Raw genomic sequence first — 15,954 nt, forward strand, 5'->3', positions numbered from 1 at the left:
TGTTCAATGAATAAGCTTAGCTGCATCCTATTAGTGGATGATGATGATACAACAAACTTTATAAATCAATTGCTGCTGGAAGACCTACAGGTGACTGAGCAGGTGCTGATTGCTACTAATGGTTGGGAAGCACTCCAGTTGATAAAGCTGCAATGGAGAGATGGTGACTGCCCACAACTGATCCTGTTGGACCTTAACATGCCTGAAATGGATGGTTTGGAATTTCTAAAAGCCTATGAAGAGCTTGAATTTGACCAGAAGCAGGCCGTGGTGATTGTGGTTCTTACCACATCAGAAAATCCGGGAGATGTAGAGCGACTTCAAAAATCACCCATCAAAGGCGTTATTAATAAGCCTCTTACTGAAAAAAAGGTACAGGATCTCCTACGGCTGTACTTCAATGAGGAGATTGGCTAAATCAAGAATTGAATTAGCGGATCTGCCTTGATTTTATGTATAAATTTTGTACCTCATTTGTACCTCAAGCATATTAAATACCAATTAAAGTGCTATTATACAGCTGCTTATGTAAGATTATTACATTCTGTATCGGTAAATAGTTATAATATTTATTTATTTATTCATATATAACAATTCAGAGTTTGTTTTTGAGAAAAGATTGTCAACTGGTGGCAGGGTTTGAACCGTGCCTATAGCGCAAAAAAGCCATTTCGGCATCAGGAGGTCATTTTTTTAAGCCCTAAAAGATTCTTCTGAAAGCTGCCAGTTCATATAGGAGAAATCTAGCTTTGAGTTGTCACTCTCCTATTTTTCGGTGAGTAATTTCTAATGATGAATAGTTAACTAACTTGGATTTTTCAGCAATTGGTTGATTAAAACAAGTTTGAAGTTTCTGGCAATCCTTTAAAAGCTTAGCTCTATTTTCAAGGAAGCTTACAATTTTATTAAAACTAATTTCTGTCCCAATATTCGTTCACATCTTTTAGGTACAGCCCGATATCATCAGGCCAATGGTTTTGATGATAAAAAGGGGCATCAGTAAGCGTTTCAAGACCAACTGGCAGGAAAGTAACGTTACTGGGATTTTCTGTATTAAATTTACCCCATGGAAGAAAATAATTTTTTTCACCTAACCCAAAAATGCGGTCAAACTGAAAAACAACATAGTCTATTATTCTTGTTTCTGAGTTTGTGACTACAGATTTTATTTCCCCTATTTTTTGGCCGGTTGTTGAATAAACGTCACTCAGCCCAGCACTCATGCGATACATCCCGAAAGTATTCAGTTGTATATTATTCAAATCCTGCTCAGGCCTGAAAATGCTGTTGTTATTATCGTATCCGTTCATAATGTTGTAATTAATTTCAAAAATTTCACCCTCAATTTAATAAGCCTGAAACCGAAGATATTCAGATAGTCAATATTTTAATCAACACCTAACAAGCATTACTAATGTTTAAATGTAGTCTGATTACAAGTCTCTTTCATTACATAATCTTTGATATGAGTTACATAAATCCCACATCATTATAATTATATATTGACCTATTATGCGATAATTGTCCGTCTTCGAGCGCCAAACTCTCATTAAGCAGTGATCTTATAACCCTTTACAGCAGTGGCTAAAAAAGTAAAGGAAGAACGCATTCTCCTTTATTGTTTCAATGCAAATTTTTAATACTAACTATGTGTCTTAAATTGTGAAAGGGAACAGCACCTTTTATCAGAACAAGGTATACTCTGGCTATGGAAGCAAGCAATCCCGATAGGGAAAGACAGTTAGAATTAGAAATTCAGAAGTTAAAAAAGGAAATCTCCTCCTGTAAAGCGTTAGTTGAGAAAAATAAAGTTCTGGAAGAGAAACATACGCAAAGCCAAATCCGGTTTAAAACAATATTTGAGCAGTCGCAATTAGGAAATAAAATCTTAGGCCCTGATTTAAAAATTCTTGAAGTCAATGATGCTTTTATTGCATTGTTGGGTTATGCTGATAAAAACGCTCTAATCAACAGGAGGGTAATTGAGTTTGCACATCCCGATTTCGTTCAGCACTGGCATGCGCTTCAGGTAAAGCTATGGGAGGAAAAGATCCCCTCCTTTTCACTGGATACCTGCCTGGTGAGGAAAGATAAATCGATCGTTTGGTGCCATGTTACCTCCATTCTTTTCGAAGACGATGAACGAACGCTAGGCTATACCATACTAGAAGATATCACCGAAAGAAAAATTTTAGAGAACAGAGCCAAAAGGCTGTATGAGGCACAGGAGCTGGTCATGAATACAGTGGCCCATGATTTAAAAAGCCCGTTAAACACTATACAGCTATTAAGTGGCATTATCAGAAGTAACATAGAAGCACAGGAAGCAGACAAAGCTTTGCTACACCTGTCGCTGCTTGATAAAACCTGCAGGCGAAATGAAGTTATCATCAATGACCTGCTGTTAATTGGCGAACTGGAGCTGGAAGACGGATCTTTGCAGAAGTCAACTGTTAATGTGGTCGAAATTGCCAATACCATTGTTGAGCAACTTGGTGCAGCAGCACAAAAGAAAAACCTTGTGCTTGTACAGAGATCGCCAGAGCCTGTAGTGTTTGCACATGTTGATAGAGAAAAGCTGTCGCGGGTAGTAGAAAATCTAGTATCTAATGCCATAAAATTCACAAAATCCGCTGGCCAGGTAATAGTATCTGTAAAGGAGGAAGAGGAGCATATGCTTTTGCAGGTTGAGGACCAAGGCATTGGCATTCCTGAATCTATACAGGCTTCCATCTTTAATAAGTTTACAAAAGCTAAGCGAAAGGGTACCCAGGGAGAACAAACCACAGGCCTGGGACTCTTCATCGCAAAACGAATCATAGATATGCATGAAGGAAAAATCTGGTTTGTAAGCACTGAGAATTCAGGTACTACCTTTTGTGTGCGTATCCCTTTGTATTGATTAGAATGGTTCCTTGATAACAGGTTACCTTTTAAGCTTATGCTAAGAAGCCTGTTTGTGATAGGCCTCCATTACACTCTTCAGCTTATGCTCAGTCAAAGGCTTTTGTACATAGGCCAGCACACCGAGTTTATTGGCTCTTTCTACATCCCTAGGATGTATTGATGAAGTATACATAATAATGCGCTGAGCACATAACTCCCCTACTCTTTCAAGCTGCTTTACTTTTTCAAGCAGCTCAAAGCCATTCATGATGGGCATATTAATATCTAAAAGGATCAGATCAGGCCCGCTCTCGTCATAGGAGCCGCCTGAACAAAGATTCTTTAAATAGGTGAAGGCTTCATCAGCATTAAGCAAGCATTCCACATCTTCTGTTACCTGCATTTCCTCCAGGAATATCTTGTTAAGATAGCAGGTAGTTTCATCATCGTCTATGATTAGAATTTTCTTGAGTATACTCATGGCTATACTGCCTCTCCAACAATTGTAGATGTAGGAAATTTAATTATACGTATAACACCCGCTAATAACTGACCACATAAACTTAAATAGTTTCTTTTATTTATTGGTATACGTCAGCCAACCTGCGTGGGGCCTGCTCCACAAGGATTTTGGAAGGAGCCTATTACTCACAGCTTCTTTACATCCAGGCTTTACACGGGTATCATTTACCCTTCTGATAGGCTTTCAGTTAATTAATCAAAAGAATAACAGCGAATTGCGTTTGTTTGCAGTTTTAAAACGTTTAACAAAAGGATAGCCCAGGCAGCATAACAAATTTACAGTTCCCTTTTACAAGCTGTTTATAAAATGACCTGGGAAAAGGCAGAAGCTCCTCTCTAATTCATCTCCATTATTTTCTCTTTTCAGGCATTTCCCGGCTGTTAATTATCAGTTGAAAAGCCACTATTTACCGTTCTTAATAAACATAGCTTACTGATTAACAGCCTTTATATGCCACATATTCTTCAACGCATCCTCGTGATACTTTTTGCTGGCGCCTTACTGCTCATTGCTGGCTGGAGTAGCTTTCAGGTATATACTCATTCCAGCAGGCGAGCAGCAATAAAAAAGGATTACAGTGAAGTCAACAGCATTACCTATGGGCTTCTCTCGGTCAACACCTGGCGTGATCACCTGACGAACATTGCCATGAAGCGAATCAGCGACTTTGAATTTACCCCTGAACAGGAAGAGGTCTTAAAACTTCAGGTGGGCGGACTTTTGAATGCCGGTATTGATAAAGCAGATAGCCTTGTAAATCTGAAACAAAAGACCGTTAAAGGCAAGCTAAAGAAGTTTGTGGTGAGGGCGCTGGTAAAAGAAGAAAGTATCCGTGAAATGGTGCCGGTGTTTTCTGAAACCATCGTAAAAGAAATTCTAAAGCCAGAGAACAAGGAGGCCCTAAAAGAACTTGTCAGCAGCAAGATAGGGGAATACAGCGATCTAACTCATGCTGACGCACCCGAAGCCCTGCTTGTAGATTCACTGTACAGTAAATACGGGGCAGCCAGCCTGGCAGATTTCAACCAGAAAATAGCGAAGCAGCTCCAGGGCCTACAGGCTACAACCTACTTCTATACCTACATTATACTGGCCGTAATCCTGGCATTCTTGCTCCTTTGGCTGATTCTAAGGAATCAAAAGGCAGTGCAAAAATCCCTCTTTATGATATCTGTTATACTGGCACTGGTGATCCTTGCTGCAGGCATTACAGCGCCGATGATAGAGATTGATGCCCGTTTTCAGGAAGTAAGCTTTTTGCTGGTAGGAGAAAAAATAGCTTTTAATGATCAAGTGATATTCTTCCAGAGTAAAAGCATCATAGATGTCGTTATAATTCTTTTAGAGACCCGACAGGTGGATTCTGTATTGGTTGGAATTCTAATCCTGGTGTTCAGTGTAGTCTTTCCGCTTGCTAAGCTGCTTTCTACCCAAATTTACCTTGCCGGCGGTGAGCGGACCAGGAAAAATAAGGTGTTGAGCTTTTTTGCTTTTAAATCTGGCAAATGGAGTATGGCCGATGTATACGTAATCGCTGTTTTTATGGCTTATATAGGCTTTCAGGGAATCCTTGATAACCAGTTATCTATTCTAAATGTAGAAACCGAATCGCTAATTAGTATATCTACTAATAAAACTTCGCTGCAGCCAGGGTATATACTCTTTATCGCCTTTGTTTTATTTAGTCTGCTCTTATCCCTGATCCTTCAGAAGATAACAGCAAGTACTCAAAAAGTAGTAGCCCCTGTTGGTACACTCCTATAGTCCAATATCCACTATCCGATTACATATACATACAGGCACTGGAGCGTTTCAGGGTAAGCACCTCTTTTAGAAGAACTCTTTCAGAGACACAGGCGTTGTTATATAAACAGCAGAAGCAAGTTTAGACTGATAGTTGACAGTTATGGGGTAAGCCACCATGCTGGCGTACCGTTCAAGGCATTGCAAAAACAGAAGCAAATTTATTATTATAATAAAGCAGGTTACAGGCTGCTGTTTCATGCTGAACTGAAAATGAAATAAATCATTAACATCCGTGGGCTTAGTTTGATACTCACTGCAAGGAAGCCCACTTTATCGTCAAGGTAGTAGTACCCTACCCTCTCTTCAATACTTGTACAAGGACTCTGGTGGTACTTTATTTCCTTCCTGATTCGTGTTATTACAGTGACTGAGGCCCTGGAATTTCAAAATCAACAAGAAGTATTCCGGTAATTATTCACCTCAGCCGAAAACACACGACAAACATGAGACAGAAGTTAAAATTTATAAATAAAGACCAATCAGCTTTCTTCGCAACAGTGCGTAAAAGGGTTGATTCCTATTTTAAAGAACAGGGAATTTCCAAACATGCCAATAGTCTGATGTGGGTCAAAACAGGGGTTAACCTACTGGCCTATTTCTCACTCTACGGCCTGATTATCTCTGGTTTCTTTGGTAGCTGGGCGATCTTGGGCATGGCTATGTTGCTAGGGGTATTTGCAGCCTTTATCGGTTTTAATGTATGCCACGATGCCATTCATGGTTCTTTTACTAAAAATGCCAGGTTGAATAGAGGCCTAAGTACAATTTTCCACCTTATTGGTGCAAACCCTTATCTGTGGGATATATCACATAATGTGGTGCACCATACCTATACCAACATACCCGGTCATGATGAGGATATTGAAATAGCTCCTGGACTGATCCGTTTGGACGAAAGTGAAAAGGTAAATAAGATACAGCGTTACCAGCATTTTTACGCTTTCTTACTCTATGGATTTGCCTCGCTTTCCTGGGTGTTGCGCAAAGACTATATAAAGTTCTTTCAGAAACAGATTGGTCAGCATCAGGCAAAGCATCCTCGGAAAGAGTACTTCAACCTTTTTTTCTTTAAGTTTCTGTATTACTTCCTGTTTATTGGCTTACCTATACTACTATTGCCCTTTAGCTGGTGGCAGGTATTGATTGGTTTTCTACTCATGCACATGGCCGAAGGTTTTGTAATAGGCCTTGTCTTTCAGTTGGCACATGTGGTAGAGGGTACAGATTTTCCAGTGCCCAATGAAGAGGGTAATGTAGAGGAAGCCTGGGCTGAGCATCAAATGAGAACAACGGCCAATTTTGCACCTAAAAGTGCAGTGGCAAGCTTTCTGCTGGGTGGGCTTAACCGACAGATTGAACATCACCTTTTTCCAAAGGTATGTCACGTACATTACCCGGCCATTTCAGAAATAGTAAAACAAACGGCTAAAGAATTTAACCTTCCTTACCTGGAGTGTTCAAGTTTCTTTTCTGCACTGCAGTCGCATTACCGAACCCTAAGAAAGATGGGTAAAGATGCCTATCATGCTAAAAAACGTATGCTGGCGTTGCAGGCTTAATATAGACTTCAATAGCTAGGGCACTGTATTGTCCTAATAAAAGAGATTCCGGCAGTGTTGATTACTGCCGGAATCTCTTTTTTATTGCCATTCATGTACGTCAATCGGTATATTACACTGTTTGTTACGATAGGTGCTGATGCTCTTATTTATCGTACTCACGCACAAGTGTTTGAATAGTCTTTTCAGCAGATTATTTATTAAATGCGGTGAAAACTATCCATTATAAGCGGCTGGCCATCTGCTGAAATCCTTTAATCAGCATAATATTTTTGATGCGTTTCAGCATTACTCTGGCAGGAGAAGAAACAGCATTTTCAATGTTCAGAGGACAGCAAATCATTTTGTAATATCCTTCTTCCACAGCGCTGAGATCCATGCCCTCTATCAACCAAATGCCTCTGCTAAAAAAGGAGTGATATACTTACTGTTCCTCATTGCCTCCGCTAATGGCACCTGCTTCGGCGCCCACCAGCGATACCCCTTTTTCTGCCAGCCAGTCTGCAGTATCAACTGAAAAACGAGCTCCTTTTTCTGAATGGTTTGTTCTCAGTAGTACCCTTGCTCCTGTTTCAATCCCACCAAACCGCTCTTCCAGTGCTTCAAGAGACTCTCTATTTATTTCTTTAGGAATATTGGCAACTAATACCCTGCCTGTTAAAAGCTTGATAGGGAAATCAGTAATACCCTTAGCATTGCTTAATAGTAAACGCGGTGACAGGAGCTGAGTACCATAACGGGCACCTTCATTTTGTGCCAGCTTTTGTATCATTCCTTGCCTGAGCACCTGACTTACTTCCAGCCAGGTATATTTTTGTTTTGACTTTAATTGCTTTTCCATTAGGTTTCGTTTGTTTAAGTCTTTTCGGATCCGTGAAAGTTTAGCCACCCATACTGCACAGGTGATGTTTACTCACAAACCCTATAAATTCATTTTGCCTGCTTTTCTATTTTACTGCATGGTAGTATAACAAAAGAAAATTTATGGCCTCTCCCCAAAAAACAGCTAGTGTTTCTCCAAAATAGATATTAGAACTAAAGTGTGAGGTTTTGCCTTTTCCTAAAAAAGGAGGCAAGATGGGTAAGCTATTAGAAAAGATAGAGTTAAGTACAGCTGAGCAAAGGGAGCTTAATGAGCTAATAAGCAAAGGGAAGCATTCCTCTCGCAAGATTAGGCGAGCGCAGATATTACTGAAGATGCACCAAGGCAAGGAATATGGTACTATAGCAGAAGATACAGGTGTAAGCATGGCTACAGTGTATAATATTCATCACAGCTATGTTAAGGGCAAACTAAATGCACTGGAAGAAAAGCCCCGTCCTGGACAACCACGGAAAGTTACTCCCCAGGTAGAAGCAGCTGTAACTTCTATAGCCTGCAGCGATGCTCCTGAAGGAACCTCTCGCTGGACAGTATCTCTCATTAACGAAAAGATAGTGGAGATGGGCTATCAGGTACATGATGAATCTGTGCGGCTGATTTTAAAAAAAGCAGGCTTAAGCCTTGGCTAAAGCAGCAATGGTGCATTGGTACCATAGATGGTCAGTACCTGGCCAACATGGAGGATGTTCTGGATTTATATGCTCAGGGGCCCTGGCAAGGAAAGGCAAGAATCTGCTTTGATCGCGGCGGTGAACCGTGAAAGACCCTGCCAGTTGCTCGATGAAGTCATTGCTCCCCTGCCAATGAAGAAAGGAAAACCTAGAAGAGAAGATTATGAATGTGAACGTAAAGGTACAGCAGTAGTGCTCTTAGCTTATGATATGGATACTGGACAGCGATATGTTCAGGTGAGAAAACAACGTACCAAAAAAGATTATGCTCAGTTTATGCACTGGCTAATCACAGAGCACTATGCTCATGTAGAGCAAGTAGAACTGGTGCAGGATAATCTTAACACTCACAGCTATGGCTCTTTTTACGAGCATCTACCCGCAGAAGAAGCCAGAGGTCTTGCTAAAAAAGTCAACTTCCACTTTACTCCAAAACACGGCTCCTGGCTTAATATGGCAGAAATAGAATTTTCCTCATTGGCCAGAGAGTGTTTAGCCAGAGAGTGTTTAGATAGAAGAATTGACACAATAGATAAACTGCAAAATGAAGTCCTAGCTTGGAGTAAAAAGCGAAATGAACGAAATGTAAAGATCCACTGGAGCTTTACCGTTGACACCGCAAGAGAAAAACTATCACGACAGTATCAATCTGTAAACCAAGAAAATAGCATTTATAGTAATTAAATTGGAGAAACACTAGTTACTTTTCATAATATTATAAGCAGTGAAATTTATGAAGGTTGGTAATGGATCTACCGCAAATCTATGGATAAATTTTGTACCCCATTTGTACCTCATGCTTCAATATAAATAATTATTAAGTTGATATACAATACATTATAAAATTATATTACATTGTGTATCGGTAAATAAATTGTATTATTTGGCGATACACTAAAAGAAGATCTTTATATATAGGACTACATCATGGGACTTGTCCTCTAATATTAGAAGTGACCGATATCTTCAGAATGCTTCCCCCGAATATTAACATGAAGTAATTGAGCGGAAAAGGCCACACCACAAGATGATCGATTCCCAGTATCAATTAAAAAAACTTTTGTTTCGTTTATTTCGTTTAATATATTTGATTAAAATAATACAGCCATGGAAGCATTAATACAAAGAACTACTCTTCAGGACCAAAAAGTTGCTAATGAATCCCTTTTCACGCTGACCAGGAGCGTAAATAACCTTTCAAAAGGAGGCACTGAGGTTGCCAGAATTAAAATTCAGGAAGATGATAAATTCGTGGAGGTTCCCAAAAAAGCCCTTGACTTTCTTTTCTATATTCTTTCCAATATGGCAGAAGGGAAATCTGTTTCCCTTATTCCTTCCGACTCTGAAGTGAGCACTCAGCAGGCAGCTGACATGCTGAATGTTTCCCGTCCCCACATTGTAAAACTATTAGAGAAAGGCGAAATTCCATTTAGGAAGGTTGGCAGCCACCGAAGAATTCTTTTGGAAGATTTAATGAAATATGATGCAGCCATGAAGAACCAGCGGAGCAAGAGCCTGGAATTTTTGGCAAAGCAGGCTCAGGATTTAAACCTTGGGTATGAATGATACATTCTCCTAAGTTTACTGCGGTTCTGGATGCCTGTGTCCTCTACCCTGCCCCAATCCGTGATTTACTCCTACACATTGCCAGTTCTGAACTCTACGAGCCTAAATGGACTGATATTATTCAGGATGAGTGGAAAAGAAACCTCCTGAAGAATAGGCCGGACCTAAAACAGGAACAGCTACAAAAAGCTATTGATGAAATGAATAAAGCCTTTCCGGATTCAAATATTAGGAACTACGAAGTTCTAATTCCATCTCTCCAATTACCAGATAAAGATGACCGGCATGTCCTTGCAGCAGCCATTCGGTGCAATGCAGATGTTATTGTCACTTCAAACCTGAAAGATTTTCCGGCTACCTATCTTCAGCAATTTGATGTTGAACCGCAACACCCCGATCATTTCATTTCCAGTCTTATTGATTTAAATCCGGACCGATGCCTAAGCGCTTTTCAGCGGCAGGTTTCTTTTCTAAAAAATCCACCTCTAACCACCGCACAGGTTTTAATTAAACTGGAAAATTCGGGGCTAATTGAAACAGTTAAGAAGCTGAAGTCATTAGGAGGATAAAGTTCTGGAACTGTTGTTTGTGTACCCTGTTTGTGCCTCAACAAGCACATAGGTATTACAAAATGCTGCAAAACAGCGCATTATGAATATATGATACATTCTGTATCGGAAAGTAAATTGTACTATTTTATGGTGTAAATAACCATAATTGTGGTGGAAATTGAGACTGCCATGGTCTTGGTCCCTTTTCCCCGTTTAGTCTTGCCAAGAGACGCCCTTTTTGGCCATGCTGGCGGACGGCTAGTCAATGAGCCATCAATAAAACACTCGCTCAGGTCCATGCGGACGGCCAGTCACCGCCTTTTTCATGAAGGTCTCTTGCCAGAGTCTCAACTAACTTCTGCATCACTCCCTGTTTTTGTCACCGCTTAAATCTCCTGCGGTCCACCGGGGGCATCCAGCCACTGCGGTGGCAAGTTTGGTACGAAGGATAATAGCTGGTAAATGGCTCCATTGAACTCCAGTCTTTGAGACCCAAAGCACACCCTTTAGCTCTTCTCATTTGTCTCTCCAAGGCCTGACTTTACCTTCTGATCTCTTAGGGCCATCAGGAATCAAATCCTTTATCTTCTCCCACTGCTTATCCATCAACTTCATAGTAAAAAATCAATCTCCAATTACATAAGATCCTTATGTAAGGAGATAGCTTCTACTTTTTATGCTTTGGCCTGGAAATAGATTCATGCTTTATTAATCGATTTTCTAATGAGCTATCTTACTTCCTTCGTTTTCACATAAGCAGTTTATCGATTATATTCAGCTATTCTGACTAACCCTAATATTTTTGATCATGCAGCTTGTTCGTCAATTTTTCATAAAAAAATAAATGAACCTCAGCAGTGTTTTGGCTGTAGCCTATGGTTTCAGCCATTTAAGGGGATCTTCTTTTTTCTGCTGATCAGCACTGGCATTAATGTTTCAGCGCAACAAGTCATAAAAACGCCCTCTGAAAATGCAGAGAGAACTTGACCTCCCCCCAATAAATCGGACCGTTATAAAGTAGAGAAATCGGGGGGAGATCAGGTAAGGTAAGCAGATTGAACACAATTTTTTACTCCAGGAGAGCTATTGGCAATACTGCTTCCATTTTTCCTGCAGTTCTTAATATTCAGCCCCACTATTGTCCGACAAAATAATTCCCATAATTCACAAACTAGTAATTTATGAACTGGGAATTATTTTGCTAGCTTCAACCTGAAAATTCAGGATCTCCCCATGCACACAGCCCCCGATGAACAAATCCTTGATGGACTCCCCGCAGCAGAAGGATCACAGCTGCCCCGGCTACACAACCCAATAGATTCCCTGGGCCCGGCCAAAGCAGCGACCCATGTACTCACCCTTGGCAAAGCCATTAAGCTCTACACGGGCTGGCGCCAGAAGCAGCGCCAGGAAGCCAAAACGCCTTGTAAGTACCTGCGCATTGCGCGCGCCTACCTGGAGTGGTGCCTGGAGCAGGATTGCAGTATTGACCCCATGAGTGTAAACCTATACACCGCTGACAAAAAGGGAAACGTGGTCTTCGGGGTAAGAAACTTTCTGGCTTTTGCCCAGTTGCTGCAACTTGAACGGGTGGTGCCCAGCCAGCGGGAGGACCACCAGCAGTCTTCCCGGCATGCGCTTATACTATATTATATAGGGCAAAAAAAAACTTGCGCGGTGAGCTCTCCCACCAGACCTACCTGACGGGCCTCAACAGGTTCTTCGACTATATGGATATGACGGGCGGATCATTTGACGGGCGTACGCTGGATGCCTTTGTCCGGGATATGCTGACGGGCCGGCTGCCGAAACAAGAAGGAGGCATTTCTGTAGAAAAAGAGTTTTCCGCCTTCACCATCAACTGCTACCTGTCGGCGGTCAGGGTGATGGCCAAATGGATTCTGGAGGAGCACCACCTGCTCTCTTCTCCCTATCAGTTTACAGAAGAACAGTTAAAGCAGGTAGAGAGCTGCCTGCTGGTCAAAGGTTTACAGCAGGAAAAGCGCTTCTACAAAGATGCCCTTGATGAAGGAGAGCGGGATCTCCTGCTGCGGCAGGCTGAAAACAGCAGGGAGCAGGCTGTGCTGGAGCTGATGGCTTTCTGCGGCCTTCGTACCGTGGAAGTCACCCGTTTATATGTAGAGGACCTGGACTTCAGAAAGCATGTGCTGCAGGTAAGACGGAAGGGGCGGCACAGCAAGAGCTACATCATGCTCTTTGAAAACTGCCATGCTTCGCTGAAGGCATACATCGGGGAAGAACAGCCCAGGGGGCTCCTGTTTGGGGAGCTGAAAACCTGGCAGATCCGTAAGCTGGTAAACAGATGCTTGGCATCAGCAGGACTGAAAACCAGGTTGCTCTCTGCGCATAGCCTGCGCCACACGGCAGCCCAGATCATGCTGAATAAAGGCTTTAGCAATACACAGGTCCAGCTGCAGCTAGGGCACAGCTCCTATGAAACCACCCTCTTTTACACCAGGAAACAGGAGGAAAAGCAGTGGAGGACAAGGACCAGTATTTGATAATACCTGCTATTGAACAGAATGTATTCTGGTGACGACCACCAGGTATGCTGTGATTAGTTTTCAAGCTTAATCGTTTAAAGGGAGAGTGACATGTGATCTGCTGGCGCTGTACATGAAATGCCCAGCTCTATCGCATAGCCCGAGCCCGACATACAAACTGCTCGGCCGAGATATTAGAGGCAATCAGTGAGGTACCTTTAGCCCACCAGGGTAGCGAAATGGACGCCAGGAAGTAGTCACTAGCATTTTTTTGGCCTTCCTCTTCGCGGCTCACCCAGATACCAGTATCTATAATGAGCAGGCAGTAGAGAACAAATATTACAATGTCTACGGTTGAAAATACCATCTCGATTTAAAATTCAACTTGCGCACCTGAACGCTGCAGCAACATTGTCAAGATGCGTCAACTGATATTTTATTACTTATAAAAATTTATTGGAAGGCAGGCTCATTGGCATCACTATACCGGCGCACGCCTTTAGACTAGCGCGCTCAGCAGTATGCAAGCAGGAAGACTTGATGAAAGTCTTCCTGCTTGCACAGCCCTATATCGGGAGCACTGCCGGTTGTGCTACAACTTAGGTTTGCCTTCGGTGGAAACGGGTATGCTGAAGCTTGCAAGTGCCAAGCCCGGTGCCGTAGCATTGATCCTGATATCGCCCTCTTTTTTACCTGCCTTCAGTAAAATGGTGGCAATACCCGCTTCTGCCGGCATTGGATTAAGACCAATCAATTTACCATCGCCAGCTTCCACGGCAAAACGAATGACATTGGTCGCCTCCGGCACCACGGTTCCTGCTCTATCTACAACAGAGGCATAGACAAACACCACATCATTGGTGCCTGCTTCCAAGTCCTTGCCGCTGCGGTCGTAGCGCAGGCTGATGGCATGTGGCTTAGCAGGTGTGGTAGCAACTGTTTCTACAACCTTCTGCCCCTGCAGGTAACCCACTGCTTTTAGACTACCAGGCACGAATGCAGAGACACTAAAGGTAAAGGGCGGATGAGGCAAATGAGTGGAAAAAGCATTCCGGTCTGGCTTTTGGCGTGCCACCAGCTGATCGTTCAGGTACAGGGCTACCTCTTCCGTATTGCTGTATACCACTACTTCAGTAGGAGATTCAGTGGTCCAGTAATTGGCAATAAAGATAATGGGCCCGCCAAAACCCCGCATATCTGGTTCAGGCCCGGCCTGGCTCTTGTAGAAGTAATATGCAAACTTGGGCAGGCGGAAGATGTCCATGATACCGGATGCCTCAATATCGGGAGCATAGCCGCGGTTGTAGTCGAACATCAGCCAGTTGGCATCGCCTACAGCCTTGCCCTGCAGATTGGAGTTTAGGGCTTCCTGGTAGTTGAGGGCCTGCTGGGCCAGGCGTTTTTCGCCATGGCCTCGCAACTGCCTGGAGGTTCTTTCTTCCTCCTTCAGGTCGTTAAAAGCCTTCTGATTAAAACCAGCATTCTGGGCATAGTACTCCCAATCTCCATATTCTGCAATGAGCAATGGTTTATTTTTGTTGTACCGGTTCCAGTAGTGAGGTGGCTTGGCATGCTGCCGGGCCGGGATAAAAACATCAAAGGCCTCATCCAGCCACCCACTGGTGTATACCTCTGGGAAGGGAAGTTCTTCATGTACAATTGCATGGGCTTTTTCCATAAAAGCCCTGTCCATACCGGATTCGTTGAGCGAGGCCTCCCACAGAATCACCGAAGGATGGTTCCGATCGCGGCGCACCATGTCGCGTATATCCTGCAGGGCATTTGCCTGAAACGCCTCTCCACCAAAAAACTGCCAGCCGGGAATGGCATCCATCACCAGCAGCCCCAGCTCGTCGCAGGCCCTCAGAAAGGCTGGTGCCTGCGGGTAGTGCGAAAGGCGCACGAAATTAAAGCCTGCTTCCTTAATTTTCCAGGCATCGCGGTAACGGGCACCATCCGATAGCGCATAACCAATGTAGGGGTACTCCTGGTGGCGATTAGTACCCCTGATTTTCAGCTCTTCTCCATTCAGGATAAAGGCATCGGCCGTGAAACGAATGCTGCGAATACCAATCTTAAGTTCTTCCCTATCAACAGGTTGCCCCCCATTCAGTACTTCTACTGCAAGAGTATAAAGATATGGACTTTTAGGTGACCACAGCTGCGGATTTTGCACCGCCAGTATCTGCTTAAAAGTTCCATAGTCCCTCTGGTTAACGGACTGCTCTGCAGCGAGATATTGCGCTACCTGCCTGCCGGCGGTGTCCAGCAACGTGAGCCGCAGTTGTGCTGACTTTGGTACATCATAATTGTTCAATACCTCTGTTTGCACATGCACGTTCGCTGCTTCTTTGCTCACGTCCGTGTAATGTACCAGAACGCCTCCCCCGGCGGTACGATTGGCCGATACAGCATCAGGAATGTGGAGTTTATCCTTTACAACCAGCCAGGCATTGCGGTACAGGCCGCTGAAATAGTTGAAATCCAGGTCTTTCATGGGTTTACCGGGCGGAATATGTGGGTTGTCCTCGTTGTTCAGCCGGATGAGGAGCACATTTTCCTCGCCCCACTTGAGCCGGTCGGTAAGGATTATTTCGAAGGGCAGGTAGCCACCCACATGACTGGAAATAGGTGCTCCATTGAGGTACACATCAGCTTCGTGCATAGCAGCCTCCAGGAGAATGGCGATGTGCTTGCCTTGCTGTGAGGGGGGCAGTGTAAAGAATTTCCGGTAAAAAGCATTTCCCTGCCATTGCTCACCCGTAATCACCAGGGGCTCCAGCTGGGCGGTGTGCGGAAGAGAAACCTGCTGCCAGTCATTGGTATCCTGGCTGGTTTTGCTAAACAACTGTGGGCTCACCACTGTATCAGCTGTTTTTACAAATTCCCAACCCTTGTTGAATAAAATGGTAGAACCAGCGGCTGCTGCTTGCGGGTTGGCTATATCGCCCGTCTCTGCAATCGGAGGGTTACAATAGCAGAGGAGTGCTGCCATTGCGCATAAG

The 15,954-nt window shown here is 43.2% G+C and carries 15 protein-coding genes and 1 pseudogene; 10 read left to right on the top strand and 6 right to left on the bottom strand.

Annotated elements, in window-relative coordinates; translation table 11 throughout:
• The first annotated feature begins 6 nt into the window (after positions 1-6).
• A complete protein-coding gene (locus tag KWJ01_RS00120; protein ID WP_224994232.1) occupies positions 7-417 on the top strand; it encodes a response regulator in 411 nt (136 codons plus the stop codon).
• Between the two features lie 494 nt (positions 418-911).
• Here KWJ01_RS00120 and KWJ01_RS00125 read toward each other — a convergent pair whose 3' ends face one another.
• Positions 912-1,310 (bottom strand): PRC-barrel domain-containing protein, encoded by a 399-nt coding sequence (locus KWJ01_RS00125; RefSeq protein ID WP_224994233.1) that lies wholly within the window; start codon positions 1,308-1,310, stop codon positions 912-914.
• Between the two features lie 398 nt (positions 1,311-1,708).
• Between KWJ01_RS00125 and KWJ01_RS00130 the strand changes: the two genes are divergently transcribed.
• On the top strand, positions 1,709-2,902 hold the full coding sequence (locus KWJ01_RS00130; protein WP_224994234.1) for a PAS domain-containing sensor histidine kinase: 1,194 nt from the start codon (positions 1,709-1,711) through the stop codon (positions 2,900-2,902).
• A 42-nt stretch (positions 2,903-2,944) separates the two neighbouring features.
• On the opposite strand, the gene KWJ01_RS00135 is transcribed toward KWJ01_RS00130, so the two are convergent.
• Complete coding sequence (locus KWJ01_RS00135) at positions 2,945-3,367, bottom strand: response regulator (protein WP_224994235.1); 423 nt, start codon at positions 3,365-3,367, stop codon at positions 2,945-2,947.
• Between the two features lie 519 nt (positions 3,368-3,886).
• Between KWJ01_RS00135 and KWJ01_RS28160 the strand changes: the two genes are divergently transcribed.
• Complete coding sequence (locus KWJ01_RS28160) at positions 3,887-5,173, top strand: paraquat-inducible protein A (protein WP_224994236.1); 1,287 nt, start codon at positions 3,887-3,889, stop codon at positions 5,171-5,173.
• A 485-nt stretch (positions 5,174-5,658) separates the two neighbouring features.
• Complete coding sequence (locus KWJ01_RS00145) at positions 5,659-6,774, top strand: acyl-CoA desaturase (protein WP_224994237.1); 1,116 nt, start codon at positions 5,659-5,661, stop codon at positions 6,772-6,774.
• Between the two features lie 223 nt (positions 6,775-6,997).
• Here KWJ01_RS00145 and KWJ01_RS00150 read toward each other — a convergent pair whose 3' ends face one another.
• Positions 6,998-7,153: a hypothetical protein gene (locus KWJ01_RS00150; protein ID WP_224994238.1), complete on the bottom strand. Its 156-nt coding sequence runs from the start codon at positions 7,151-7,153 to the stop codon at positions 6,998-7,000.
• Positions 7,154-7,198: 45 nt separating this feature from the next.
• Positions 7,199-7,615: a cyclase family protein gene (locus KWJ01_RS00155; protein WP_224994239.1), complete on the bottom strand. Its 417-nt coding sequence runs from the start codon at positions 7,613-7,615 to the stop codon at positions 7,199-7,201.
• 236 nt (positions 7,616-7,851) lie between these two features.
• Here KWJ01_RS00155 and KWJ01_RS00160 point away from each other — a divergent pair, with 236 nt between their 5' ends.
• From KWJ01_RS00160 to KWJ01_RS00185, 6 genes are all read left to right on the top strand, one after another.
• Positions 7,852-8,286 (top strand): helix-turn-helix domain-containing protein, encoded by a 435-nt coding sequence (locus KWJ01_RS00160; protein ID WP_224994240.1) that lies wholly within the window; start codon positions 7,852-7,854, stop codon positions 8,284-8,286.
• Positions 8,287-8,340: 54 nt separating this feature from the next.
• Entirely contained in the window at positions 8,341-9,012 is a 672-nt protein-coding gene (locus KWJ01_RS00165; RefSeq protein ID WP_224994241.1) for a transposase, read from the top strand.
• Between the two features lie 423 nt (positions 9,013-9,435).
• Positions 9,436-9,894: a helix-turn-helix domain-containing protein gene (locus tag KWJ01_RS00170; protein ID WP_224994242.1), complete on the top strand. Its 459-nt coding sequence runs from the start codon at positions 9,436-9,438 to the stop codon at positions 9,892-9,894.
• Positions 9,891-10,463 carry a PIN domain-containing protein gene (locus KWJ01_RS00175; RefSeq protein ID WP_224994243.1) on the top strand — a complete coding sequence of 191 codons (573 nt, stop codon included), beginning with the start codon at positions 9,891-9,893 and terminating at the stop codon, positions 10,461-10,463. Before KWJ01_RS00170 ends, KWJ01_RS00175 begins: the two co-directional genes overlap by 4 nt.
• Positions 10,464-11,678: 1,215 nt before the next feature.
• The gene (locus tag KWJ01_RS00180; RefSeq protein WP_224994244.1) at positions 11,679-12,149 is read left to right on the top strand and encodes a hypothetical protein; all 471 of its coding nucleotides are present in this window, start codon (positions 11,679-11,681) and stop codon (positions 12,147-12,149) included.
• Positions 12,116-12,967, top strand: coding sequence for a tyrosine-type recombinase/integrase (locus KWJ01_RS00185; RefSeq protein ID WP_224994246.1), 852 nt, complete (start codon positions 12,116-12,118; stop codon positions 12,965-12,967). Before KWJ01_RS00180 ends, KWJ01_RS00185 begins: the two co-directional genes overlap by 34 nt.
• Before the next feature lie 116 nt (positions 12,968-13,083).
• Here KWJ01_RS00185 and KWJ01_RS00190 read toward each other — a convergent pair.
• A pseudogene (locus tag KWJ01_RS00190) lies at positions 13,084-13,316 on the bottom strand (sodium/glucose cotransporter); the annotation flags it as partial.
• Positions 13,317-13,541: 225 nt separating this feature from the next.
• Positions 13,542-15,944, bottom strand: a complete 2,403-nt coding sequence (locus KWJ01_RS00195; RefSeq protein ID WP_224994247.1) for a glycoside hydrolase family 2 protein — start codon at positions 15,942-15,944, stop codon at positions 13,542-13,544.
• Between the last annotated feature and the right edge of the window lie 10 nt (positions 15,945-15,954).

Source organism: Cesiribacter sp. SM1, from assembly GCF_020178975.1.
GTDB lineage: Bacteria > Bacteroidota > Bacteroidia > Cytophagales > Cyclobacteriaceae > Cesiribacter.

Bases quoted from the DNA above. Each gene is read 5' to 3' on its own strand.
- KWJ01_RS00120 (WP_224994232.1), top strand. From the start codon at position 7: ATGAATAAGCTTAGCTGCATCCTATTAGTGGATGATGATGATACAACA.
- KWJ01_RS00125 (WP_224994233.1), bottom strand. From the start codon at position 1,310: ATGAACGGATACGATAATAACAACAGCATTTTCAGGCCTGAGCAGGAT.
- KWJ01_RS00130 (WP_224994234.1), top strand. From the start codon at position 1,709: ATGGAAGCAAGCAATCCCGATAGGGAAAGACAGTTAGAATTAGAAATT.
- KWJ01_RS00135 (WP_224994235.1), bottom strand. From the start codon at position 3,367: ATGAGTATACTCAAGAAAATTCTAATCATAGACGATGATGAAACTACC.
- KWJ01_RS00145 (WP_224994237.1), top strand. From the start codon at position 5,659: ATGAGACAGAAGTTAAAATTTATAAATAAAGACCAATCAGCTTTCTTC.
- KWJ01_RS00150 (WP_224994238.1), bottom strand. From the start codon at position 7,153: ATGGATCTCAGCGCTGTGGAAGAAGGATATTACAAAATGATTTGCTGT.
- KWJ01_RS00155 (WP_224994239.1), bottom strand. From the start codon at position 7,615: ATGGAAAAGCAATTAAAGTCAAAACAAAAATATACCTGGCTGGAAGTA.
- KWJ01_RS00160 (WP_224994240.1), top strand. From the start codon at position 7,852: ATGGGTAAGCTATTAGAAAAGATAGAGTTAAGTACAGCTGAGCAAAGG.
- KWJ01_RS00165 (WP_224994241.1), top strand. From the start codon at position 8,341: ATGTTCTGGATTTATATGCTCAGGGGCCCTGGCAAGGAAAGGCAAGAA.
- KWJ01_RS00170 (WP_224994242.1), top strand. From the start codon at position 9,436: ATGGAAGCATTAATACAAAGAACTACTCTTCAGGACCAAAAAGTTGCT.
- KWJ01_RS00175 (WP_224994243.1), top strand. From the start codon at position 9,891: ATGATACATTCTCCTAAGTTTACTGCGGTTCTGGATGCCTGTGTCCTC.
- KWJ01_RS00180 (WP_224994244.1), top strand. From the start codon at position 11,679: ATGCACACAGCCCCCGATGAACAAATCCTTGATGGACTCCCCGCAGCA.
- KWJ01_RS00195 (WP_224994247.1), bottom strand. From the start codon at position 15,944: ATGGCAGCACTCCTCTGCTATTGTAACCCTCCGATTGCAGAGACGGGC.